This window comes from Flavobacterium sp. OHVDL-2026-0007, from assembly GCF_059882335.1.
The window spans coordinates 235,520-258,611 of the sequence record NZ_CM187612.1 but is presented as its reverse complement, the minus strand read 5'-3'; the positions used below and the strand labels follow the sequence as shown (position 1 = coordinate 258,611).

At 35.9% G+C, this 23,092-nt stretch carries 23 protein-coding genes; 18 read left to right on the top strand and 5 right to left on the bottom strand.

The features are described 5' to 3' along the window. Window positions 1-283 precede the first annotated feature (283 nt). The 4 genes from AC51AA_RS01135 to AC51AA_RS01120 all read left to right on the top strand — a co-directional run bounded on the left by AC51AA_RS01135 (window position 284) and on the right by AC51AA_RS01120 (window position 3,216). The gene (locus AC51AA_RS01135) at window positions 284-1,702 is read left to right on the top strand and encodes an amidohydrolase family protein (protein ID WP_500703910.1); all 1,419 of its coding nucleotides are present in this window, start codon (window positions 284-286) and stop codon (window positions 1,700-1,702) included. Window positions 1,703-1,705: 3 nt separating this feature from the next. Beyond that, window positions 1,706-2,008, top strand: a complete 303-nt coding sequence (locus tag AC51AA_RS01130) for an antibiotic biosynthesis monooxygenase family protein (protein WP_500703909.1) — start codon at window positions 1,706-1,708, stop codon at window positions 2,006-2,008. A gap of 9 nt (window positions 2,009-2,017) precedes the next feature. Beyond that, window positions 2,018-2,491 carry a 23S rRNA (pseudouridine(1915)-N(3))-methyltransferase RlmH gene (gene rlmH / locus AC51AA_RS01125; protein WP_500703908.1) on the top strand — a complete coding sequence of 158 codons (474 nt, stop codon included), beginning with the start codon at window positions 2,018-2,020 and terminating at the stop codon, window positions 2,489-2,491. A gap of 242 nt (window positions 2,492-2,733) precedes the next feature. After that, window positions 2,734-3,216, top strand: coding sequence for a CHRD domain-containing protein (locus tag AC51AA_RS01120; protein WP_500703907.1), 483 nt, complete (start codon window positions 2,734-2,736; stop codon window positions 3,214-3,216). 61 nt (window positions 3,217-3,277) lie between these two features. On the opposite strand, the gene folP is transcribed toward AC51AA_RS01120, so the two are convergent. Next, window positions 3,278-4,102, bottom strand: a complete 825-nt coding sequence (folP, locus tag AC51AA_RS01115) for a dihydropteroate synthase (protein WP_500703906.1) — start codon at window positions 4,100-4,102, stop codon at window positions 3,278-3,280. A 171-nt stretch (window positions 4,103-4,273) separates the two neighbouring features. On the opposite strand from folP, the gene AC51AA_RS01110 reads away from it, so the two are divergent. From AC51AA_RS01110 to AC51AA_RS01045, 14 genes are all read left to right on the top strand, one after another. Then, window positions 4,274-4,822: a DUF1599 domain-containing protein gene (locus AC51AA_RS01110; RefSeq protein WP_500703905.1), complete on the top strand. Its 549-nt coding sequence runs from the start codon at window positions 4,274-4,276 to the stop codon at window positions 4,820-4,822. Window positions 4,823-4,850: 28 nt separating this feature from the next. Continuing rightward, on the top strand, window positions 4,851-5,951 hold the full coding sequence (locus AC51AA_RS01105) for a BT_3928 family protein (protein WP_500703904.1): 1,101 nt from the start codon (window positions 4,851-4,853) through the stop codon (window positions 5,949-5,951). Between the two features lie 30 nt (window positions 5,952-5,981). Then, window positions 5,982-6,635, top strand: coding sequence for a YqiA/YcfP family alpha/beta fold hydrolase (locus AC51AA_RS01100; RefSeq protein WP_500703903.1), 654 nt, complete (start codon window positions 5,982-5,984; stop codon window positions 6,633-6,635). 396 nt (window positions 6,636-7,031) lie between these two features. Further along, window positions 7,032-7,526 (top strand): TlpA family protein disulfide reductase, encoded by a 495-nt coding sequence (locus tag AC51AA_RS01095; RefSeq protein WP_500703902.1) that lies wholly within the window; start codon window positions 7,032-7,034, stop codon window positions 7,524-7,526. A gap of 98 nt (window positions 7,527-7,624) precedes the next feature. Beyond that, on the top strand, window positions 7,625-8,377 hold the full coding sequence (tpiA, locus tag AC51AA_RS01090; protein ID WP_500703901.1) for a triose-phosphate isomerase: 753 nt from the start codon (window positions 7,625-7,627) through the stop codon (window positions 8,375-8,377). 142 nt (window positions 8,378-8,519) lie between these two features. After that, complete coding sequence (gene prmA, locus AC51AA_RS01085; protein ID WP_500703900.1) at window positions 8,520-9,353, top strand: 50S ribosomal protein L11 methyltransferase; 834 nt, start codon at window positions 8,520-8,522, stop codon at window positions 9,351-9,353. A gap of 37 nt (window positions 9,354-9,390) precedes the next feature. Next, window positions 9,391-9,666 (top strand): ATP-dependent Clp protease adaptor ClpS, encoded by a 276-nt coding sequence (locus tag AC51AA_RS01080; RefSeq protein ID WP_500703899.1) that lies wholly within the window; start codon window positions 9,391-9,393, stop codon window positions 9,664-9,666. Window positions 9,667-9,730: 64 nt separating this feature from the next. Next, window positions 9,731-11,002, top strand: a complete 1,272-nt coding sequence (locus AC51AA_RS01075) for a sterol desaturase family protein (protein ID WP_500703898.1) — start codon at window positions 9,731-9,733, stop codon at window positions 11,000-11,002. Between the two features lie 6 nt (window positions 11,003-11,008). Beyond that, window positions 11,009-11,686 (top strand): lysoplasmalogenase, encoded by a 678-nt coding sequence (locus AC51AA_RS01070; protein ID WP_500703897.1) that lies wholly within the window; start codon window positions 11,009-11,011, stop codon window positions 11,684-11,686. Between the two features lie 161 nt (window positions 11,687-11,847). Then, window positions 11,848-12,300 (top strand): 2-dehydro-3-deoxyphosphooctonate aldolase, encoded by a 453-nt coding sequence (locus tag AC51AA_RS01065; protein ID WP_500703896.1) that lies wholly within the window; start codon window positions 11,848-11,850, stop codon window positions 12,298-12,300. 338 nt (window positions 12,301-12,638) lie between these two features. Beyond that, on the top strand, window positions 12,639-13,436 hold the full coding sequence (locus tag AC51AA_RS01060) for an arylamine N-acetyltransferase family protein (RefSeq protein ID WP_500703895.1): 798 nt from the start codon (window positions 12,639-12,641) through the stop codon (window positions 13,434-13,436). Window positions 13,437-13,633: 197 nt separating this feature from the next. Next, window positions 13,634-14,452: a 3-deoxy-8-phosphooctulonate synthase gene (gene kdsA, locus AC51AA_RS01055; protein ID WP_500703894.1), complete on the top strand. Its 819-nt coding sequence runs from the start codon at window positions 13,634-13,636 to the stop codon at window positions 14,450-14,452. 19 nt (window positions 14,453-14,471) lie between these two features. Continuing rightward, window positions 14,472-15,362, top strand: a complete 891-nt coding sequence (locus tag AC51AA_RS01050; protein WP_500703893.1) for a hypothetical protein — start codon at window positions 14,472-14,474, stop codon at window positions 15,360-15,362. 122 nt (window positions 15,363-15,484) lie between these two features. Beyond that, complete coding sequence (locus AC51AA_RS01045; protein WP_500703892.1) at window positions 15,485-16,168, top strand: YiiX family permuted papain-like enzyme; 684 nt, start codon at window positions 15,485-15,487, stop codon at window positions 16,166-16,168. A gap of 111 nt (window positions 16,169-16,279) precedes the next feature. On the opposite strand, the gene AC51AA_RS01040 is transcribed toward AC51AA_RS01045, so the two are convergent. From AC51AA_RS01040 to bglX, 4 genes are all read right to left on the bottom strand, one after another. Beyond that, the gene (locus AC51AA_RS01040; protein WP_500703891.1) at window positions 16,280-17,668 is read right to left on the bottom strand and encodes a M20/M25/M40 family metallo-hydrolase; all 1,389 of its coding nucleotides are present in this window, start codon (window positions 17,666-17,668) and stop codon (window positions 16,280-16,282) included. Window positions 17,669-17,931: 263 nt separating this feature from the next. Beyond that, a complete protein-coding gene (locus AC51AA_RS01035) occupies window positions 17,932-19,854 on the bottom strand; it encodes a family 43 glycosylhydrolase (RefSeq protein WP_500703890.1) in 1,923 nt (640 codons plus the stop codon). Window positions 19,855-19,856: 2 nt separating this feature from the next. Further along, window positions 19,857-20,639 (bottom strand): glycerophosphodiester phosphodiesterase family protein, encoded by a 783-nt coding sequence (locus AC51AA_RS01030; protein WP_500703889.1) that lies wholly within the window; start codon window positions 20,637-20,639, stop codon window positions 19,857-19,859. A 148-nt stretch (window positions 20,640-20,787) separates the two neighbouring features. Beyond that, window positions 20,788-23,088, bottom strand: coding sequence for a beta-glucosidase BglX (gene bglX, locus AC51AA_RS01025; protein WP_500703888.1), 2,301 nt, complete (start codon window positions 23,086-23,088; stop codon window positions 20,788-20,790). Window positions 23,089-23,092: the final 4 nt, after the last annotated feature.

The following is a 23,092-nucleotide window of genomic DNA, read 5'->3' as shown; positions in this document are numbered from 1 at the left end:
GATAAGAACCTAAAATTTAAGCAGCAAGAGACAGCCTAGCGAACTTGTACCCAAAAGTCAAACGCTAGGACTGTGTCTTTATAGTCAGCGCTTTTCTGCTCCAACGCGGCATCAAATACCTCGAGCACCACTGTTGGTAACAGCATGAAATATCACCCTTCCCTACAAGGGCCCTTGACTGCATGTTCCACTGGACAACCAACTCATTCTCATGGCTATTTTGAGCTGCATTTTAAAAAGTCCTCAAAATCCATTACATTTGCATGTAATTTAAACTTAGAGTATGACGAGGATAATTACACTTTTCTTTTTTTTCATTGCACAAACTGGCTTTTCACAATCCGCTGATCTCTATCTAGAAAAAATCAGAAATAACGAAGCGCTCTTAACCGCTTTCTTTCAACAAATGCCTAAAGGTGGGGATTTACACCATCATTTTTCAGGATCCATTTATGCAGAACCTCTTTTAGAAAGAGCCATAGCTGAAGATTTCTATTTAAATATAGAAACGATGCAAGTATCCAAAAACAAACCTAGCTCAGGGAATTGGGAAACTTTTTCTTCCTTGAAAAATAGTGGAAAACTCGCTTTTTACCAGCAACAAATTATGCAAACCTGGTCTGCTAAAGATTACAATGGTGTGGCAGTGCCCTCTGATGATTTATTCTTTGATTCATTTGATAAATTCTCTCCGCTAATCGACGGTCATTTCGCTGAAGGTTTAATGGAATTGAAAAAACGTGCCCTGAGTGAAAATGTGAGCTATATTGAAACCCAATTAGCCACAATTCCCTGCGATATGAAGGTTACTGATCTGAATGATTTCAACTCAAAACTACGTCAGGCGGCTTCCCAAAGAGACGAAAAAGCAGTGCTAAAACTTTTGGACCAATTGTATAAAGCGCTTCAAGAGAAAGAAGCTAAAAAATATGCGCTTGATTTCAACAACAATTTCATCGTAAAACTGCATAAAGACTTAAAAATGGACGACGATCGTTTTACGATGCGTTATCAAAATTTTGTGCTTCGTTTTATGGATCCCGTCGATTTATTTAAAAACCTCACCATCGCTTTTATCTCTGCACAGGATAGCCAATTGGTAGCAGGGGTCAACATCGTTTCACCCGAACATGGAGAAAACTCAATGAAAGACTATTGGTTGCATATGGTGATGTTTAAATACTGTCACAGCAAGTTTCCAGAGGTAAAATACACACTTCATGCAGGAGAATTAACCTTAGGACTCGTACAACCTGAAGACCTAACCTGGCATATCAATGCGGCAATTCATACCGCTGGAGCCAACAGAATTGGTCACGGAGTAGATATCGCCTATGAAGAAAACGCCTATGATTTATTGCGCTTCATGGCCAAAAACAATATTCCCATTGAAATCAACTTAACGAGCAACGAATTCATTTTAAAAGTCAAAGAGGGCCGTCATCCCTTTACACTGTATAAAGAATTTAATGTGCCAATAGTCGTCAGTACAGACGATGCCGGAATTTTGAGAACCAATATGACCGAACAATATGTTTTATTAGTCAAGAGATATTCAGATGTTTCCTATGCAACACTAAAACAATATGTTTACAACAGTATTACTTATAGTTTCATTCAAGATCCCTCGATTAAAAAACAATTAATAAAGGACTTAGATGCCAGGTTCAAGACATTTGAAAATCAATTTTCTAAAAAATAAACTATGATTTTAGAAGCGGCCTTTTTATTTGTAAAACCTGATTTCGCTACTCAATTTGAAGCTGATTTTGCCAAGGCAAGCCACTATATCGCTTCCATAGACGGTTATCTAGGGCATCGTTTAGAGAAATGTCTGGAAGTCGAAAACAAATACCTTCTATTAGTAGATTGGCACACACTAGAAGACCATACAGTAGGTTTTAGAACTTCTGCTGCCTATGCAGAATGGAAGAAGATATTGCACCATTACTATGAGCCATTTCCCATTGTAGAGCATTTTGAAACTGTATTTGAAAATAAAATTTAATTTCCCCAGATGAACATCAAACTTATAGCCATAGGCAAGACTGACAATAAATCACTTCAAACTTTAATCGACGATTACACCAAACGTTTGTCGTTTTATATCAAATTTGATTTGGAGATCATTCCTGATATTAAAAACGTGAAGAATTTATCAGAGAGTCAACAAAAGGAGAAAGAAGGTGAATTAATTCTATCCAAACTGTCCGCAACTGACCAATTGATCCTATTGGATGAAAATGGGAAAAATTTCTCCAGCGTTGGTTTCTCAGAAGAACTACAAAAGAAAATGAATTCTGGTGTCAAAACGCTTGTCTTTGTTATTGGGGGACCTTATGGATTCTCCGATACTGTCTACAGTAAAGCGCAAGGGAAAATTTCACTATCTCTGATGACCTTTTCCCATCAGATGGTGCGTTTATTTTTTATCGAACAACTCTATCGCGGCTTTACCATTTTAAGAAACGAACCTTATCACCATCAATAAAAGCTTTGCTTAAGAGCTACTTTATCTTTGTTTTAGTTCTAAAAAACGACTTTTTTACACTAAAAGTGCACTAAAACATCCTACTCCTTATCCACTTCTTAATCATTAAATTTCATATCTTTATAGTAGAAATTCAATCTAGACCTAAAGTTCGTAATGCGATAATCAACTGACAACTAACGAAGTACTACTTATTAGTTGTTTCTGGCTATTTTAAAAACAAATTTTTAATATTTTGAATCATGAAAAATATGATCAAACGATGGGCTACTTGTTTTTTTATCACAAGTTTGCTTTCCTGTAGTGGCGGATATAATGATGATGACTACACACCTCCACCACCAACCACTACCACTTTTAATGCAACATTAAACGGATCTAGCGAAGTTCCCCCTAATGCCTCTACGGCTACTGGAACAGCAACAGCCACCTTTAACAACAGTACAAAAATACTTTCAGTTACGGTTACTTATTCTGGAGTTACTGCTACAAATGGACATATACACAAAGGAGCCGTTGGCGTTAGTGGAGATGTAGTTTTTCCTTTTAGCAGTTTTACCTCTCCAATAAACTATACTAGTATAGCCTTAACAAGCGCTCAAGAAGCGGATCTTATGTCCAATTTATACTATGTTAATATTCATAGTGTTGCATTCCCTGCTGGGGAAATAAGAGGTCAACTTATCAAATATGTAGCTCCCGGCGGAGGAGGCGGAGGTTATTAATTCCGTGAACAGCTAAAAAAACAAAACCAGCCTTTTCTTAAAAATAGACTGGTTTTATTTTTTATTCTTTTATTTTTTCGAACAAGCGAACACATTCCATTGCTTCTTTTACATCGTGAACACGCAAAATCTTAGCCCCTTTAGTCAAGGCTATGGTATTAATAACAGTAGTACCATTTAAAGCTTCTTGAGGGCTAATATCTAAGGTTTTATAAATCATAGATTTTCTTGAAACACCTGCTAGAACAGCTACATCCAACATCTTAAAAAGCTCCATTTTTTGCAAGACTTCATAATTCTGATCGGTTGTTTTGGCAAATCCGAAACCCGGATCTAATATTACATCATTAATCCCTAAACTTCTGGCTTTGTTGATCTTTTCAGAAAAGTAAAAAAGTATTTCTTTTACAATATCTTCATAGCTCGTTAGGCTTTGCATGGTCTGTGGATTACCACGCATATGCATCATAATATATGGTACATTATAATGGGCGATTACCTCAAACATTTTATCGTCCAATTCTCCTGCTGCGATATCATTGATCATCGCGGCACCACTTTCTATACTGGCTTTAGCTACTTCGCTTCTAAAGGTATCAATCGATAATAAAGCCTTTGGAAAATGTTTTAAAATCAACTCAATAGTAGGCACCATTCGCTCAATCTCCTGCTGCTCGGAAACAAATTCTGCGCTTGGTTTACTGGAATAGGCACCCAGATCAATAAAACTTGCCCCTTCTGCTAGCATTTTATCCACCTGAGAGATAATCTCTCCTTCATTTTTATATTTCCCTCCATCAAAAAAGGAGTTTGGCGTCACATTTAAAATCCCCATTACCTTAGGAATGGACAAATCAATGAGTTGGCCTTTGCAGTTTATGGTCATGCTTTTTGTTTCTTTTTTGTTTCTGGTTTCAAGTTCCCTAGTCCCTAGTCTATTTACAAACGGCAAACAAACAAAACTAGAAACTCAAAACCTTTAATTTCTAAAAACTGTAAACTCGTTCAAAAATTTATCCTTATTTTTGAAGAAATTTTAGCAAATATACAGCAATAAATGAAGAATACTTCCCTAGAATATGATAATGTAATTACGGTTTGTCGTACCTTATTTATCAATAAAATGAAAGATTACGGTAGTGCTTGGCGCATTTTAAGATTGCCTTCACTAACCGATCAAATTTTCATAAAAGCGCAACGAATCAGAAGTTTACAAGAAAACGACATCCGTAAAGTAGACGAAGACGAAAAAGGCGAATTCATTGGAATCATCAATTATTCCATCATGGCCCTGATCCAATTAGAATTAGGTGTAGTGGATCAGCCCGATTTAGATGTTGAAAAAGCGACGCAACTCTATGATGCTAAAATCAAATTGACCAAAGAATTAATGGAAGCCAAGAACCACGATTATGGGGAAGCTTGGCGTGAGATGCGTGTGAGTTCTTTGACCGATCTTATTCTACAAAAACTACTTCGCGTCAAACAAATTGAAGACAATAAAGGGAAAACTTTAGTTTCTGAAGGTATTGATGCCAATTATCAAGACATGATCAACTACGCTGTTTTTGCTTTGATTTTGAATCCGCTTACACCAAAATCCTAAATTTCGAAATAAATCCCAAATTTTAAAAATGAAAAATATCATTACCCAATTCTCTAGAGTATTTGTCGGCGTATTATTTATTATTTCCGGATTAATAAAACTAAACGACCCGGTGGGTTTCTCTTATAAATTAGCTGAATATTTTAGTGAGCCTGTTTTTAACATGCCTTTCTTAGAGCCTCTAGCCTTAGGATTAGCTTTATTTTTAGTTATTCTTGAAGTGGTCTTGGGTGTTATGTTACTGGTAGGTTGTAAGTCAAAACTCACGATTTCAGCCTTATTCATACTGATTGTTCTCTTTACCTTCCTTACCTTCTACTCTGCTTATTTTGACGTTGTGAAAGATTGTGGTTGTTTTGGAGATGCCCTGCACTTAACCCCATGGCAGTCCTTTACCAAAGACATCATCTTACTTTTCTTTATCTTAATTTTATTTTTCAATAAAAAATTAGTAAAACCTTTATTTTCAAAAACCATCGGTACTATGCTTACTTTCTTAAGTATTGTTTTATGTGTATTCATGGCAGTTTGGGTTTTAAATCACAATCCAATCAAGGATTTCCGTCCTTACCAAGTGGGTACTAATATTGAAAAAGCAATGGAAATTCCTGAAGGAGCCCCTAAATCAGTAGTGGAGATGGTCTTTATCTACAAAGTAAATGGCGTTGATAAAGAATTTACTGAAAAAGACCTAATGAATATCCCTGAAGGAGCCACTTTTGTGGACCGAAAAGACAAAGTGATCACAGAAGGCTACGTACCGCCAATTCATGATTTTACGATGGTAAAAGAGGATACTGATTATAAAGAGGAATTCTTAAAAGCTCCGAAATTAGTAATATTTGTTACTTACGACTTGACTTTATCTAATCCAGAGGGTATGAAACAGCTAGAAACCGTAAACAAAGAAGCTAAAGCAAAAGGCTATAAAGTAATTGCAATGACAGCTTCTGATACAGTTCAAATAGCAAAAACTAAAAAACAATATAACCTAAACGTCGACTTTTATTTCTGTGATGCCATAGCCTTAAAAACTATCGAAAGAGCCAATCCAAGTATAGTGGTTGTACAAAACGGTACTATAGTTCAAAAAGTACATTACAACGACATCCAGGACTTGAAATTGTAATTTTTTACAAGCACCTAATTCAAAAGCATAATGAAGAAAACATTTAAACTATTTATTTTTTTATTCATTATGCTTTTGGGCATTATGGGATATAGTCAAAAGCAAGACCAACGTTATATCTTCTTTTTGCACAATCGTTTTCTAGAAGAAAACAATGTAGATGCGGTACATCCTGAGTATGGAAAGGCCCAATACAATGAAATTCTAAATGCCTTTAAGAACGATGACTTTATTGTTTTCAGTGAAATAAGAGCCAAAAACACCAACGCAGCAGCCTATGCTCAAAAGCTGGTCAAGCAAATCAAAAAACTTATCCAGAGAGGTGTCTCCCCTAGTAACATCACTGTTATCGGTACCTCAAAAGGGGGATATATTGCGCAATTCGTATCTACTTATTTAGCCAATCCAGATGTGAATTTTGTTTTTATCGGCTGCTTTAGAGATGTAGATATAGCGGAAATTCCGGAAATTAATTACTGTGGAAATATCCTCACGATTTACGAAAAATCAGATATTTATGGTGTTTCTGCCCTGAGAAGAAAAGAAACTTCTACCTTAAAAATCAATCATTTTAAAGAAATAGAGTTGCACACCAACCTCAAACATGGCTTTTTGTACCTAGCTTCAGATCAATGGATTGTTCCTTGTAAAAAATGGGCAAATGGTCATTATGATTTGAACTAATCCCTCAAAAGCGAAACTTACGAAGTCTTCAATAAAGGAAAAAAATCCGCTTATTGAAGACTTTTTTTTAGAAACCGCTGACGTTTTTTGACGTCCAAAATAGCCGCATTGATAAAAAAAGCAGGCTGTTTTTTATCCTCTAGTACACAAATTTTCAAAAATTCTCCTTTTTCAAGCCGACTATTACGATTTCATTGGCCTTTTTCTAACCGAAATTTTCTGTTTTGTGATAAAATAAAGGTCTCTTCAAATTTTGTTAATGATGATTTCTCATTCCAATTGTTTGTTTAACTTTGTTCGAAATCTTAATTATATGAAATTGCCCTGATTCCAAATCACATACTGGAACGAGAATGGTGATCGCATATTCCATTAAAAAGCAAATATTATCTACTTATGAAACAAATTGCCTTAATCGCTATTGCGTTTATTACTTTTTCTTGTTCTCAAGCTCAGAAAACAAATTTTTCAAAAGAAGCTTTGTCTGAAAAATTATTAGCCACTGACGGAAGTCAGGTTGCATTTAAATCTATACTGAAAAAACACAAAGGCAAAACTTTGGTGATTGAAGTTTGGGCTTCATGGTGTGGTGATTGTATAAAAGCAATGCCAAAAGTAAAAGACTTACAAGCTAATCACCCTGAGGTTTCATATGTATTCCTTTCTGCAGATAAAACAGCTGAAAAATGGAAAACTGGAATTGAAAAACACCAAATACAAGGGGACCACTTTATGATCAACGACGGTATGAAAGGTGCTTTTGGTAAAGCCATGGATTTGGATTGGATTCCGCGTTATATCATCGTGGATAAAACAGGTAAAATTGTATTGTACCGCGCCATTGAAACTGATTTTGATAAAATCAACGAAACTTTAAACAGTTTAAAATAGAACCCTATTTAAGACAGGGCCATCGTTAAAACACAAGGCAGCTGTCCTAATCCACACACGAATAAAAAAGAAAAAAGAATAAAATAAAAACTACCAAAATGAGAAAAAAGATTGTTGCAGGAAACTGGAAAATGCATAAAAACGCAGGACAAACTGAAGAATTATTAAACGAATTAATCGCTAAAATACCTGCTAAAACTAACGCTCAAGTAATTGTTGCCCCAACTTTTGTAAACTTAGCTGGTGCAGTTTCAAAATTAAAAAACACTACTATTGCTGTAGCGGCTCAAAACGTACACCAAGCTGAAGGTGGTGCTTTTACAGGAGAAATTTCTGCTGATATGTTAACTAGTATTGGTGTTAACACGGTAATTTTAGGTCACTCTGAGCGTAGAGCTATTTTCAACGAAACAGATGCTTTGATCGCGAACAAAGTAGATACTGCTTTGAAACATGATATGACTGTAATTTTCTGTTTTGGTGAAGAATTAAAAGATCGTCAATCAGGAAATCACTTCAACATTGTAGAAAATCAATTACGTGATGGTTTGTTTCATATTGCCAAAGAATCTTGGTCTAAAGTTGTTTTAGCTTATGAGCCTGTTTGGGCTATTGGAACTGGAGAAACAGCTTCACCAGAACAAGCACAAGAAATGCACGAATTTATTAGAGCAACAGTACTTAAAGCTTTTGGAGCGGATATCGCTGAGGAAGTTTCTATTTTGTACGGTGGTTCAGTAAAACCAGATAACGCTCAAGAGATCTTCTCTAAACCAGACGTAGATGGTGGTTTAATTGGAGGTGCTGCCTTAAAAGCAGATGACTTTTTAGCTATAGTAACGGCGATCTAATTTTTAGATTCCCTATTTTGAAAAGCGATACTTCACGGTATCGCTTTTTTTGTGGTCAAAATTTAAGTTTAAAATAACAATGTTCTCTTCAATTTATAAGCAACTTCTGCTTTCTATTCTTACCTTTGCAAAAAAATTATTTATGTCAAATATCTATTTAGGCTATCATTTTACCATTGAGCCGAAAGAACCAGGATCAGAAATTTTAATTGCGGAATTAGGAGAAAAAGCGTTTGAGACTTTTACCGAAACCGAAACCGGAATATCCGCTTATGTGAAGAAAGATTTATGGGATGAGACTATTTTGGATGACATTTATATTTTGCAATCAGCAGAATTTAAAATTGAATATACTGTTGAAGAAATCGATCAGGTAAACTGGAACGAAGAATGGGAAAAGAATTTTGAAGCTATTGAGGTAGATGGAAAATGTCATGTTCGTGCTCCTTTTCATCCGAAAACGGAGGCTGAATTTGATATTGTTATTGAGCCTAAAATGAGTTTTGGAACAGGTCATCACGAAACCACTCACATGATGATTCAACATTTATTGGAAACCAATGTGGAAGGAATGAAAACCTTGGATATGGGATGTGGAACTGCCATTTTAGCTATTTTAGCGGAGATGAAAGGAGCCCTGCCAATTGATGCTATTGATATTGACAACTGGTGTTATTTGAATTCTATCGAAAATGCAGAGCGTAATAATTGTAAACACATTACGGTTTACGAAGGTGATGCAGCTTTGTTAGCAGGTAAAAAATACGATTTAATTATTGCCAACATCAACCGTAACATATTACTAAACGACATGCAGTCTTATGTTGATTGTCTAAACCCAAAAGGTACTTTACTTTTAAGTGGTTTTTATGAAGAAGACATTCCTTTTATTGATGCCTCTTGCACCGAAAAGGGATTAACATATGTTAAAAAATTTCAAAGAAACAACTGGGTTTCATTAAAATACGTAAATTAGGTAGTCGAAATTACAACAGTACAAAAACCTCAAAAAAATGAGTACTAAAGAAAAAGTAAGAGAAAGAGTTCGCGAAAAGGAAGCGACTAGTTTCAATAACGAAATCATAGTTTATAATGATGATGTCAACACTTTTGATCACGTAATTGAAACTTTAATGCGGGTTTGTAGTCATACACCAGAACAAGCAGAACAATGTTCCTTAATTGTACATTACAACGGGAAATGCACTGTGAAAACAGGGCCAATGGATAAATTAAAACCGCAATGCACACAACTTTTGGAAGCTGGTCTTAGTGCCGAAATTGTTTAATTGAATATTGTGTAAAAAATATTCTAATTTATTCTATATTTGAATAAATTAGAATATTTTTTTTATGGAAGAGTACGGAAAAATATTAATTATTGCCACGCCTATTTTTTTAGTTTTAATTATACTTGAAAAAATTTACGGCCTGTATAAAAAAAACGATACTGCTCCTTTGATCGACAGCGTATCGAGTATTACCTCAGGAATGACCAACTCGGTCAAAGATGTTTTGGGATTGAGCTTGACTTTTATCTCTTACGAATGGTTAGTCTCTAAAATTGCCCTTTTCCATTTAGAAGCCAACGTTCTGGCCTACTGTATTGGCTTTATTGTTATTGACTTTTACGGTTATTGGAGCCATCGATGGGCCCATCAAATTAATTTCCTCTGGAATAAACATGCCATTCATCATAGTAGTGAGGAGTTTAACCTAGCCTGTGCGTTAAGACAACCCGTTGCTAGCTTAGTGAACCTATTCACTTTTTTATTGATTCCTGCCGCCTTAGTAGGCGTTCCAGCTACCGTTATTGCCATTACCTTACCTCTGCATTTATTTTTGCAATTTTGGTACCATACCAAACACATCAACAAAATGGGGATTTTAGAACACGTATTGGTTACCCCTTCCCATCATCGAGTACATCACGCGATCAATCCGGAATATCTAGACAAAAATCATTCTCAGATTTTTATATTTTGGGATAAACTTTTTGGCACTTTTCAAGCTGAATTAGACGATGTACCTCCCGTTTTTGGTATTACCAGACCGGCCAATACTTGGAACCCAATTCGTATTAATTTCCAACATCTTAGTTTATTAATCAAAGATGCATGGCGCAGTAAAAGCTGGAAAGACAAATTGACTATTTGGTTCAAACCAACAGGTTGGCGTCCAGAAAATTTTGAAGAACAATATCCTGTAAACAAAATTGAGGATGTTTTTAACTTTGACAAATACGGTACGCAGAACTCTCAAAAACTGATTTATTGGTCTGTAACACAGATGTTGATTACCCTTTTATTTCTTACCTATCTCTTTGATAATATTGCCAAAATTGGCCTACCCAATATCTTTATTTATGGTTTTTTTATACTGATCACTATTTACAGCTACACGGAATTGATGGACAAAAGTAAGTATGCGGCTTACTGGGAAGGATTGCGTTTGATGATGGCCATTTGCATTATAAGCTATTATGGCGACTGGTTTGGTTTAAACCACCTATTACCGCTAGGCAATTATATCATTTTAGCTTACTTGAGTCTATCGCTACTGATATCTGTTTATTTTGTAACCATAGATTTTAAAACTTCTCAGCACCAACTCATTAATTCATAACTGTATATGAAAAACACTTTATTCTTAAAAATCTATATTGGATTTAGCCTTTTATACCTGCTTGTTTTACTAGCTGGACAACAAAATTTAGATTTATTTCTAAAACCCATGCTGATTCCTTTATTGGGATTTGCCGTTTATTTCCATGAAAAGTTCCCCTTAAAAAACACTCTTTTAGCGGCCTTGCTTTTTTCATGGATAGGTGACGTTATTTTACTTTTTGCTGATATTGCTGAAATCTATTTTATTTTGGGATTGGTTTCCTTTTTAATCTCACACCTGATTTACAGTACCTTATTCAACAAACAGTCCAAAACTAAGAAAAAGAAAAACAGTGCTTTTTTCGCTCTGGGAAGCCTAATTATTGCTTGCTATTTAATCGGAATGCTCGCTCTTTTAATCCCTAGTTTAGGAGATTTAAAGATTCCCGTAATAGTCTATGCCACGGTCATCTCGATGATGCTCTTATTGGCTTTTAATGGTTATTTGTCCTGGGAAAAACCTGGAAATAAATATGTTTTTGTTGGTGCTATCTCTTTTGTTGTTTCAGACAGCTTACTGGCTATTAATAAATTTTACGAGCCAATTGAAAGAAGTTCTTTTTTAATTATGCTAACCTATCTTGTGGCACAATATCTGATTGTAGTGGGTATACTTAAGCTGAATCTCAAAAAAGTCGAATAACACCCTAAATATCGTGCGGTCAAAACAGATTCAAGAGGATTGCTTTTTAACTCAAAGCTTTTGGCTGATTTTTTGACTTCTTACACAGGAGAAAAAAGGGCTGAAATTCGTGCTCAAAAGTATTTTACCTTTTACATTTGTATGACCAACAATCTTAGAATATGAAAAAAATAGTCCTTTTTATCGTTTTATTACTTACTGTAAGCTCTTGCATTAGTTCCAAATCAACTTTGAAAAATGTGGATGACAATGCGCCCGATTTAGTTTTAAACAAAAACAACACCTTTTTAATTAGCCTTTTTAGTAAGGATAAAAAATACGGTTACCACCCCGATTATCCGGTTAATATTTTTTTTCGAAATACCCGAGATGAAGCCCTAAACGAAACACGTTTTCTAAATGCCTTAGCAGGGCCAAATGGAGAAAAAATCACCTATACTCGTCTAGAAACTTGCTGCCCTTTCCCTACTAAACGAAGTGATATGGGAGCTGGATTTTTGAATGTGTATGAATTACGATGGGAGGGTCAAAAAAAACCTCTAAAACTCTATTTGAATATTTACGAAAAAGGAGTCTTGATGGTTCCGATGGGATTGAGCTTGAAGAAGGAGTAATAAAATAATCAAAAAAAAATAGTTGCAGGCCTTGTAATAATACGATTTATTTCAAAGACGATGCCATGAAGGTAAATCGTGGTTATCGTTATTTAAACCACTGGAATACTACTATTTTGCACAGTCTAATTATATCTCTTTTAAAAAGAAAAGCAATTGAAAATGATTACCGTTTCTTTAATTGAATGTCTTACTTTTTAGGTGTTGTTACTGTTAATTTGGTACGATATATTACTCTGGAAATCCCCAAAAAATAAGTTAAACTCTACCTTCTACTTAAATAAATGCTTTAATTTTGATTCTACTAGAAACATTTCTCAATAGGCAAAAAAACTAAAATGGAACAATCAAAAAATCAATATAAAATTGAAGCACCAAGTTTCAATTTACAGCAATACTTAGACAGAATCAAATTTTCAGGTGAAATTGAATTGAATATTGGAGGCATTACAAAACTCATGCGTAGCCAATTATTCAGTGTTCCTTTTGAAAATATTGATGTTCAGGCTGGAAAAGTAATATCCCTTAAGGGTGATGATATTGTAAATCAAATTGTGAATCTAAATCGAGGCGGATATTGTTATCAGATAAATGGTTTGTTTTCATTGGCTTTGCAGCAAATTGGTGTTCCGCATTATTATGTTGCGGCGCGCCCTTTGGTTAATCCCGGACAAAACCCTAAAACTCATTTGGGTATCATTGCCACTATAGAAAATGAAGAATATCTGATTGATCTCGGATTTGGTGGAAACAGTATTAGAGAACCTTTAAAACTGAGTGAAATTGGAACTGAGACTCAGCACGATTCTGACATTTTTACTTTGGTCAAAACAGCAGACAATGACTATTTACTGCAAATATTAATTGGAAAAGAATGGTCTAACCTTTATTCATTTGACTTGACACCCCAAAGATGGATCGATTTTAAACCCGCCAATCATTACAATTACTCGCATCCAGATTCCTTTTTTACCCAAAACTTAATTGTGGTTTTGCAAAATCCGTTGGGAAAGAAAATATTATTTAAAAATTCCATAAAATCTGTAACAAACGGTACATCTGAAATTGTTTCGTTTGAAGAAAATCAATTGGAAAATATTTTGGAATCAGAATTTAATTTAAAAATACAATCTTAGAACTTTGATCGTCTAAATTTATTAAAAACTTGTAATTCTTCTAAAGCCCTAGCCCTCATGGGAGAGAAAATCCTTTTGTGCCGAGGTTCGATGCAAAAGATTGAAAAAACTACAGGATTAGCTTCTTAAAAAAAACATAAATCTTCATCTGCTATTCATAAATCATAACTACCTTTGCACTGTCAAAAAATCATATTATGAACATACAACATATTCCACAAATTAAGCATACTGATAGTGGTAATTTCTTTTTACTGGCGGGACCTTGCGCTATTGAAGGAGAAGAAATGGCTCTTAGAATTGCTGAAAAATTAGTTGGTATTACCGACAAACTTCAGATCCCTTATGTATTTAAAGGATCCTTTAAAAAAGCCAACCGTTCTAGAATTGATAGTTTCTCTGGAATAGGTGACGAAAAAGCCTTAAAAATTTTAAGAAAAGTTTCTGAAACTTTTCATGTTCCTACCGTAACAGATATTCATACCAATGAAGATGCTGATATGGCGGCACAGTACGTAGATGTTTTACAAATACCTGCTTTCTTAGTACGTCAAACTGATCTAGTTGTAGCTGCGGCTAACACTGGAAAAGTGGTGAACTTGAAAAAAGGACAATTCATGAGTCCAGAAAGCATGAAACACGCGGTACAAAAAGTATTAGATTGCCAGAATCAAAACGTAATGGTTACCGACCGTGGTACTATGTTTGGTTACCAAGACATGATTGTTGACTTTAGAGGAATTCCTACTATGCAACAATATGCTTCTACGGTTTTGGATGTAACGCACTCGTTGCAACAACCTAACCAGACAGCTGGAGTTACTGGTGGTAGACCTGATATGATCGAGACAGTAGCCAAAGCGGGTATTGCTGTAGGTGTTGATGGTATCTTTATCGAAACACATTTTGATCCTGCAAATGCGAAAAGTGACGGTGCTAATATGTTGCATTTAGATTATTTTGAAGATCTAATGACCAAATTGGTTGCTATCAGACAAACCGTTAACGCATTTTAAATTTCTAATATTTACTTCATTGAAAACAAAAATTTTATTTTTCTTCTTCGTGTGTTTTTCTATGAACACCTTTGCCCAAGAAGAAATAGCAGTACAAAAGTACACCGCACACAATAAAGGGAAATTTTTCGTTTCCTGGGGAGGAAACAGAGAAAGTTACAGTAAATCTGATGTTAATTTCAGAGGGAAAGATTACAACTTTACCGTTGCCGATATGAAAGCTCATGATAAACCTAAAGGTTGGCATGTGGATTACATCAACCCAGCAAACATGACCATTCCACAAACCAATTTCAGAATGGGTTATTTCATTAGCGATCACTACAGCGTTTCTGTTGGATGGGACCACATGAAATATGTGATGTCACAGAATCAAATAGCAAATGTAACAGGAGATATAAACTTACCTGCTGATCAAGCTGGATCTATCTACAACGGACTCTATAATAATACACCTGTAGATATGTCTCAAGGGGGTGCCCAGGAAGGTGGTAATCCAGGAAGTGGTACTGCATTTTTAATGTACGAACATACAGATGGTTTGAACTACATCAATACTGAGGTTTCAAGACATGATGATATTTCAAAATTCTTAGGTTTGCCTAATACCGATAAATTTCAGGTTAATTTAACTGAAGGTTTGGGAATTGGCGTTTTATACCCTAAAACAAACACTACACTTTTAGGAAAAGAACGTCATGATGATTTTCATATTTCTGGTTATGGTTTATCTGCAAAAGCGGGTATTAACTTTACTTTCTTCAAGTACTTTTATGTGCAAGGAGAATTGAAAACAGGTTATATCAACATGCAAGACATTAGAACAACAAAAAGCAGCGAAGACAAAGCCTCACAAGACTTTTTCTTTTTACAAAGAATTATTGCTGTAGGAGGAATTTTCAGACTCTAATCGTTTATAAAAAACAATCTAAAAAATAGTTATCATTTTGGTAACTATTTTTTTTTGCCCTTAATTTGCTTGACTGATCATCAAAGAATGGATCATCAAATCACAATTCTTATCCTGTACACATGAAAAAATCAAAAAACATCTTCATAGGCCTTACCTTTTTACTAAGCTTTGGCTGCGCTTTGTATGTGGCCTTACAAGTTTTTCCAATTAATCCCTTTTCACAAACCAAAACAAAAGCAGCCACTACTTTACTAGATAAAATTCAAGATGCTGACCTTATTTTTCAAACCTCGCAATCCAGCCAGTCTCAGGCGGTGAGTTTGGCGACTAATTCAAAATTTTCACATTGTGGAATCCTTTATAAAATAAACGGAGATTTGTTTGTCTTTGAAGCGGCCCAACCTGTAAAGCTGACACCAATTGCCCATTGGATCCAGCAGGGAAAAGATCAAAAGTTTGTAGTGCTAAGATTAAAAAATGCGGCTAGCAAATTAACCTCAACTACGCTGCAAAAAATGAAAGACTATAGCCAACAATTTATGGGCAAACCCTACGACCCCTATTTTGAATGGACCGATACCCGATTATATTGTTCGGAATTGATTTGGAAAATTTATAAAAATGGCGCCCAGATCGAATTGACCACATTGCACCCATTGAAAGATTTTAAATTAACGGATCAAAGGGTTCAAAAAATACTCCAAGAACGATATGGGAACAAAATTCCCTTTGATGAAAAAGTAGTAGCTCCTTCGGACTTAGTGAAATCTCCTTTATTAACCACTATAATAGATACCTATTAAAGCTAATTTTAAGCGATTTAAAGCCCTAATATCCAAGTTTAGACAAGGAATAGCTAAAAAAAAAGCTATGAGTTAAACTCATAGCTTTTGCAATATCTTATTTTCCTAGAATTAATTTGCCGTTGGAAGCGTAATGCCGTTTTGATCCATTAAATACATCAAAGTGGTCATGGTAGCAGCTCCAAGTTCTAACTCTCTTTTGTTGATTGCATCAAATTTATCGTTTGCTGCATGATGGTAATCAAAATAACGTTGAGAATCTGGCTTTAAACCCGCCTTAACGATCGCTTTAGAAGTCAAATGACCAATATCTGAGCCAGCATGCCCAATAGTAAAACTATGCACTAAATAAGGCTCAAAAAGATCCTTAAATCCCGCTATTTTTTTATAGTTCGCATCATCCGCATCAATAGAGAAACCTCTCGGACTAAATCCTCCTGAATCACTCTCTAAAGCAAAAATATGATTCTCTTTCTTTTGTTTAGAAACTTCTTCATATTTCGCTCCACCTCTTCCTCCATTCTCCTCGTTCATAAAAAGAACAACACGAATGGTATTTTTAGGTTTGTAGTTTAAGTTCTTAAGAATGCGAACTACTTCCATACTCTGTACTACTCCAGCACCATCATCATGAGAACCGTCGGCCAAGTCCCAAGAATCTAAATGACCACCAACCACCATAATATTATTTGGCGTTTCCGTTCCTGTTATCTCTCCAATCACGTTATAAGACAATACATCCGCGAATGTTTCACAAGATTGTTTGAAATAGAACTTCAATGTTGGGTTGGCTTTCAAAGATTTACTCAATAATTCCGCACCATTTGTACTAATGGCAGCTGTTGGAATATACTCTTCTGGTTTTAAATTACCATAACTTTGAGCTCCTGTATGTGGAAAATCATCCAAACGCAGGTTCACTGAACGAACAATTGTTCCTACTGCTCCTAATTTTGCCGCCTCTTGAGCACCTGCATATCTTTGATCTACACAAGCACCGTAGGAAGTAAAGGTTTCAATATTTTCAGGATTCATTGGACGGTTGTAAAACACAATTTTGCCTTTTACTTTTGCTCCTAAGGCAGCCAATTCATTAATCCCTTGCACTTCAATAATTTCTGCTGTTAATCCTGCTTTTGAAGTCGCTACCGATCCCCCTAAAGCACAAATAGGCACCTGCGTTTTTACTTTATTATCTAAAATATAAGCCGTTTCTTTTTCTCCACGTACCCACTTTGGCACCATCACCTCTTGTAAATATACTTTGTCAAGTCCTAAAGTTTCTAACTGAGATTTGGTATAGGCAATTGCTTTCTCCGCATTTGCAGAACCAGACAAACGAGGTCCAATATCGTTAGACAAATATTCTAACCAGGTATAACATTTAGCCTCGGTTAATGCTTTTTTATAGAATAATTTAATGTTTTTTTCATCATTTGACTGCGCAAAAGAGGTCAATCCGTTTACAAGTAAAACAGTTAAAAGAAATGTTTTTTTCATAGGGTTACGAGCATTTTGGGTTTAATTAATCGTTGAACAAACTAAAGTTCTAACAAAGTCAAACAAAGGAACGAAATTATTTAGAATCACCTCCCCTTTTGTTAGGGCTTTTCGAAAAAATAAAACCTACAAAAGATCATTTTAATTTGATCCCTGTAGGTTATATAATGCTAAACAAAGTTTTAAGTAACTCGCAGAAGCTATCCCTTTTTTATTAGAATACGGATTGTTTTTTGCTTTGAAGAAAGACAGCACTGCCTTTCTTATTTGACCACTACACTTTTGTTTTTAGGACTAATGCCATTTTCATTAAAAGCCTCAATGGTGAAATAATATTGGGTGCCTTTATCCAAACCTCTAAAGTCATAGCTGTTGGTTCCATATACCTGAATACTATTGTATAATTTATCAGGACTGATTCCATAATAAATATGATAGCCCACTGCATCGGCTTGCTTTTTCCAAGAAATCATAGCGTTTCGAGAATCTGATTGCACTCTTTTCACTTTAAAGCCCGAAACTGCTTTTGGCTTTTCTAACAAGCCATCTCCAAAAACTCTAAAATCGGAAACTGCAAACAGCCCTGAGGCATTGTGAATGTTTTCCATCTTGATGTAACGCGCTTTAATCGATTTTGTTAACTCCACATAATCGTGAGGAACATCTTTATCATTTTTAGATTTATCGATCACTAGGGTCCAATTTACCGCATCATCAGACATATAGATTTTATATTGATAATAGATATCCATGGCTTTATTGTATTGGGTCGCTTTATGATCAGCATAATTAATTTGTAAGGCCTTGATCTCCATTTTTCTCCCTAAATCCAATTGCAACCATTCCCCTGGATTACTGGTTTTGGCTGACCAATAGGTTTGAATATCTTCATCGGTTAAGTTGGCGCCATCATAACAAAATTTTTCGAACACTTTTTTTCCTCCCGTATCCACTCTATGGGTCTGTACTTCCCTACAATCTTCAAGAGAAGAAACCGTCACGGGCTTTTTATACGAAAGTAACATCCAACCTGAAGAAGCCCCTTTGGTTTGATCACGTTGCCCTGTTGAAAGTAGTATTGGAAAATCACCATAAGCCGTAATCGAATACATGACATCATCTTTGTCAAATCCCGCCGGAAACATATCGATGCGGCGCTCGAAACGATCTTTTATCGAAATTTTGCAGGTTCCTGTATTCCAATAATTGCCGTAATTGTCCGAAAAAGTATTGCCATGCCCTGCTCCAATGACAAAACCTCCAGGCTTATAAGACATCGGATTATGCTTTTGATAAACAAATGGGCCTAAGGGATGATCCCCTACGTGAACCCCATTGGCATACCCTTTAAATTCAGTGGCTGGTGCTCCATATTGCATATAATACTTTCCGTTGTGTTTGGTCATCCAAGCTCCTTCTATGAAATTACCCCAAGGCGCGGGTTCCATATCATTATTCGGGCCAAAACGCTCCCAACCATGAGCGCTGGGATCTAAACCTACCACCTCTTTGATCTGTCCATAGGGACGTTGAATATCCTCCACTTCCGTAGCGGTATACAATTGGGCATAATCCGCCTGATCCCCTACAGGCAACCAGGTTTTATAGTCTACTTCGGTACCTACTAAGGGTAATTTCCCACTTGAACCGTAGTACATATACACTTTTTTATCGTCATCTTGAAAAATTGCAGGGTCCCAAGTAGGCAACATAGCCGTATCGACATGCCGTATCCATCGACCTGCTTTAGGGTCGGCGGTTTTCCAAATTGGACGATCCTTTTTCCAAGTGGACCCTACATAAAACAGCGTATCGTTGACCACCCAAGCAGCTGGCGCACATTGGTCATCATCTGCTGGACGTCGTTGAAAACTACCGTAGACAAATTCCCAATTGGAGAGATCTTTACTCCAAAAGAATCCTGCTTGATTCGTGGCAAATAAATAATAGTCCCCTTTGTAGGTGATAATCACAGGATCTGCACTCGAACGACGTGATTCTGGAATTCCATTGTGATTCTCTGTGGTGTAATTGTAGCCAATATTGACTGGATTACAGTAAGTAGTTACTGGCTTGTTTGGATCAAACCAAGCCGTTTTTCCTGATATGATACTCTTTTGTGCCCCTATAGGGCTTTGGAATCCCATTAGAAACAACAAAAACGGAATGACATACGATTTTCTCATTTTTACTTCTTGCTTTTTATTCTTTGATTTAATAATTCAGGTTCATTGGTGGTGATATAATTAAATTCATTTTCAATCATCCAATCCATCACATCAGCATCATTAACTGTCCAGACATTTAGAATAATGTTATGCTCTTTTGCTTCTTTTATCCACTCGGGATGTTTTTGAAAAACGGAGTAGTGAAAATCAACTCCTGAAATATGATCTAATTTTACTTCTTTTGGCGATTTATTGCCTTCGAGATATTGCAAAGAAGTTTTCGTATCTACTGCTCTTATCTGCTTTAGAATTTCATAATCAAAACTGATATAAGAAGTTCTTTTTTCCGCCTTAAGCTTCTTGATCGTTTCAACGACTTTTAAAGCAGTCTCTCTACCTCTTTCTTGACTAATAACCGAAGGTTTGATCTCACAGACTAAAAGTGTGTGTTTATTATTTCTTTTACCCGCTGTAATATATTCGTATAAAGTGGGCAACTTCTCTGCGTTTGAAAGTTTAAATTTTATTAAGTCCGCATAATTGGTTTCTTCTATGAGAAGTTTATTATAATGTGCATCGTGATTGATTACAAGAGTATCATCTAATGTTCTCCAAACGTCAAATTCTGATCCTGCCAATTTTAAATCAATAGCATGTCGAAGAGCAGCAATCGAATTTTCCGGTAAGCCCTTTTTTTTCCATGCGCCACGGTGCGCCACAATACCATTCTTTGTAGCCTGACAAGAAGATAAAACAACTACTATTAGCAAAAGGAATACTTGATATCTTTTATTAGTATTCATATTCTAGAAATTAAAAATTATCCTTTATTTATAAATTACTTACTCCAAAAATTGAGTTCCAAACTCTAATACGCATCCTTTTTCTAAAGACTAAAAAAAGCCCTTCGTTAATTTCATACGAAGGGCCGAGCAATACTAACTAACCGAATTATTTCGTTAATTCAAAACTAACTTTATGATCGGCATTTGAATTTCCACCCACGAAAACATCAAACTGTCCTGGTTCTGCAACAAATTGCAAATCAGAATTATAGAATTTTAAATCTTCAACAGTAATCTCAAAAGTCACCGTTTGCTTTTCTCCCTTTTTAAGGGCTATCTTTTGGAAATTTTTCAGTTCTCTAACTGGTCTTGTTACTGACCCCACTAAATCTCTGATGTACAATTGAACCGTTTCTTTCCCATCATAGTTACCTGTGTTTTTAAGGTCCACACTCACTTTTAGTTTGCCATTTACATCTATTTTATCAGACGAAATTTTCAAATTTGAATACTCAAAAGTGGTATAGCTTAATCCAAACCCAAATGGAAATAAAGGTTCGTTTCTCTCATCAATATAATTTGATCTGAATTTCTCGAATTTCCCTTCTTTATTCACTAGGGGCCTTCCTGTATTTTTCTGCGCGTAATAAATAGGCAATTGTCCAACGCTTCTTGGAAAAGTGGAGGTCAATTTTCCAGAAGGGTTCACCTCTCCAAACAAAACATCTGCAATAGCATAACCGGCTTCACTACCTGCAAACCACACATTCAAAATGGCGGGAACGGTGTCGTTTTCTTCCTTGATCACTAAAGGTCGACCATCAAATAAAACCAATACCACTGGTTTACCCGTTTTTAATAAAGCGTTTAATAAATCTTTTTGCGCTTGTGGAATTTCTAAATTGGTACGGCTGCTTGATTCTCCGCTCATTTCAGCAGATTCTCCAAGAGCGGCTACAATGACATCAGCTTGATTGGCTACTTGTAAAGCTTCCGCCAAAAGTTCTTCTTTAGAACGAGCATCACGATGTAATGTTTTTCCAAACATGGTGGCGTTGGTCTCGAAGGTTTCATCATAATCTAAGTTACTTCCTTTTGCATACAATACTTTTGTCGATGCCCCCCCTACTTCTTTAATCCCTTTTAATAACGAAATGGCAGTTTCCATTCTAGTGGCTACACTCCAAGTTCCTGGCATATTTTCCTTAGCATCTGCCAAGGGCCCTATAAGGGCAATAGTTCCCGATTTTTTAAGAGGCAATAACTGATTTTGATTTTTTAGCAAAACCAAAGATTGTGCTGAAATAGATCTTGCTTCTTTTCGGCTATTTGCAGTAAAGATTTCCGTTTTAGCTCTTTTTTCGTCACAATATTTATAAGGATCATGGAACAAACCTAAATCGTATTTGGCTTCTAAAATAAGTTTAACCGCGTTATCAATAGTGGCCATAGTGACTTTTTTCTCGTCCAATGATTTTTTCAAAGTAGTCAAGAAACCTTCTCCCACCATATCCATTTCAACACCAGCGTTAAGTGATAAAGCAGAAACCGCTTGTAAATCCCCCATTCCGTGCTCGATCATCTCTGGGATTCCAGTAAAGTCCGTCACAACGAAACCTTTAAAACCCCATTGTTTTCTTAAGACATCTGTCATCAACCATTTATTTCCAGTGGCAGGGATACCATCCACTTCATTAAAAGAGGCCATCACTGAACCTACTCCAGCCTCAACAGCTGCTTTGTAAGGAGGGAAATAATCATTGAACATTCTGATATGACTCATGTCTACTGTATTGTAGTCACGTCCTCCTTCAGGAGCACCGTATAAAGCAAAATGTTTGACACAGGCCATAATGGAATTATTCTTGGAAAGATCGTGTTGCTGATACCCATTGACCATCGCTTTGGCTATTTGGCTTCCTAAATACGGATCTTCACCTGAGCCTTCCGAAACTCTTCCCCAACGTGGATCGCGTGAAATATCCACCATAGGAGAGAATGTCCAATTGATACCGTCAGCACTGGCTTCTTGCGCGGCAATTTGAGCACTTCTTTCAATTAAACCCATATCCCAAGTACACGACAATCCTAAGGGAATTGGAAAGGTGGTTTCATAACCATGAATCACATCCATACCAAAAATCAATGGGATTTTCAATCGACTTTCCTCTACAGCAATTCGTTGTACCTCTCTAATTTTTTGAACAGATTTAATATTAAATAAGCCTCCTACTTTACCCTCAGCAATTTTTTTAGCCACATCAGAGCTGTTGGCTTGCCCTGTGGTGATATCCCCTGAAGTGGGTAAATTTAGCTGACCTAATTTCTCATCCAATGTCATTTTAGCCATTAATTCGGATACGAATTCTGATTTCGGCTTAATTTTTACCGTATTCTTAGTGTTCTTTTTTTGAGCATAACCCAAAACAGCACATCCTAAAAAAAGTAAGACTAATTTGTTTTTCATTCTA

Bases quoted from the DNA above. Each gene is read 5' to 3' on its own strand.
- AC51AA_RS01080 (WP_500703899.1), top strand. From the start codon at position 9,391: ATGAGTACTAAAGAAAAAGTAAGAGAAAGAGTTCGCGAAAAGGAAGCG.
- AC51AA_RS01035 (WP_500703890.1), bottom strand. From the start codon at position 19,854: ATGAGAAAATCGTATGTCATTCCGTTTTTGTTGTTTCTAATGGGATTC.
- AC51AA_RS01040 (WP_500703891.1), bottom strand. From the start codon at position 17,668: ATGAAAAAAACATTTCTTTTAACTGTTTTACTTGTAAACGGATTGACC.
- AC51AA_RS01135 (WP_500703910.1), top strand. From the start codon at position 284: ATGACGAGGATAATTACACTTTTCTTTTTTTTCATTGCACAAACTGGC.
- AC51AA_RS01120 (WP_500703907.1), top strand. From the start codon at position 2,734: ATGAAAAATATGATCAAACGATGGGCTACTTGTTTTTTTATCACAAGT.
- AC51AA_RS01105 (WP_500703904.1), top strand. From the start codon at position 4,851: ATGAAAAATATCATTACCCAATTCTCTAGAGTATTTGTCGGCGTATTA.
- AC51AA_RS01110 (WP_500703905.1), top strand. From the start codon at position 4,274: ATGAAGAATACTTCCCTAGAATATGATAATGTAATTACGGTTTGTCGT.
- AC51AA_RS01095 (WP_500703902.1), top strand. From the start codon at position 7,032: ATGAAACAAATTGCCTTAATCGCTATTGCGTTTATTACTTTTTCTTGT.
- AC51AA_RS01130 (WP_500703909.1), top strand. From the start codon at position 1,706: ATGATTTTAGAAGCGGCCTTTTTATTTGTAAAACCTGATTTCGCTACT.
- AC51AA_RS01100 (WP_500703903.1), top strand. From the start codon at position 5,982: ATGAAGAAAACATTTAAACTATTTATTTTTTTATTCATTATGCTTTTG.
- rlmH (WP_500703908.1), top strand. From the start codon at position 2,018: ATGAACATCAAACTTATAGCCATAGGCAAGACTGACAATAAATCACTT.
- folP (WP_500703906.1), bottom strand. From the start codon at position 4,102: ATGACCATAAACTGCAAAGGCCAACTCATTGATTTGTCCATTCCTAAG.
- AC51AA_RS01065 (WP_500703896.1), top strand. From the start codon at position 11,848: ATGAAAAAAATAGTCCTTTTTATCGTTTTATTACTTACTGTAAGCTCT.
- bglX (WP_500703888.1), bottom strand. From the start codon at position 23,088: ATGAAAAACAAATTAGTCTTACTTTTTTTAGGATGTGCTGTTTTGGGT.
- AC51AA_RS01045 (WP_500703892.1), top strand. From the start codon at position 15,485: ATGAAAAAATCAAAAAACATCTTCATAGGCCTTACCTTTTTACTAAGC.
- kdsA (WP_500703894.1), top strand. From the start codon at position 13,634: ATGAACATACAACATATTCCACAAATTAAGCATACTGATAGTGGTAAT.
- AC51AA_RS01060 (WP_500703895.1), top strand. From the start codon at position 12,639: ATGGAACAATCAAAAAATCAATATAAAATTGAAGCACCAAGTTTCAAT.
- AC51AA_RS01070 (WP_500703897.1), top strand. From the start codon at position 11,009: ATGAAAAACACTTTATTCTTAAAAATCTATATTGGATTTAGCCTTTTA.
- AC51AA_RS01075 (WP_500703898.1), top strand. From the start codon at position 9,731: ATGGAAGAGTACGGAAAAATATTAATTATTGCCACGCCTATTTTTTTA.
- tpiA (WP_500703901.1), top strand. From the start codon at position 7,625: ATGAGAAAAAAGATTGTTGCAGGAAACTGGAAAATGCATAAAAACGCA.
- prmA (WP_500703900.1), top strand. From the start codon at position 8,520: ATGTCAAATATCTATTTAGGCTATCATTTTACCATTGAGCCGAAAGAA.
- AC51AA_RS01030 (WP_500703889.1), bottom strand. From the start codon at position 20,639: ATGAATACTAATAAAAGATATCAAGTATTCCTTTTGCTAATAGTAGTT.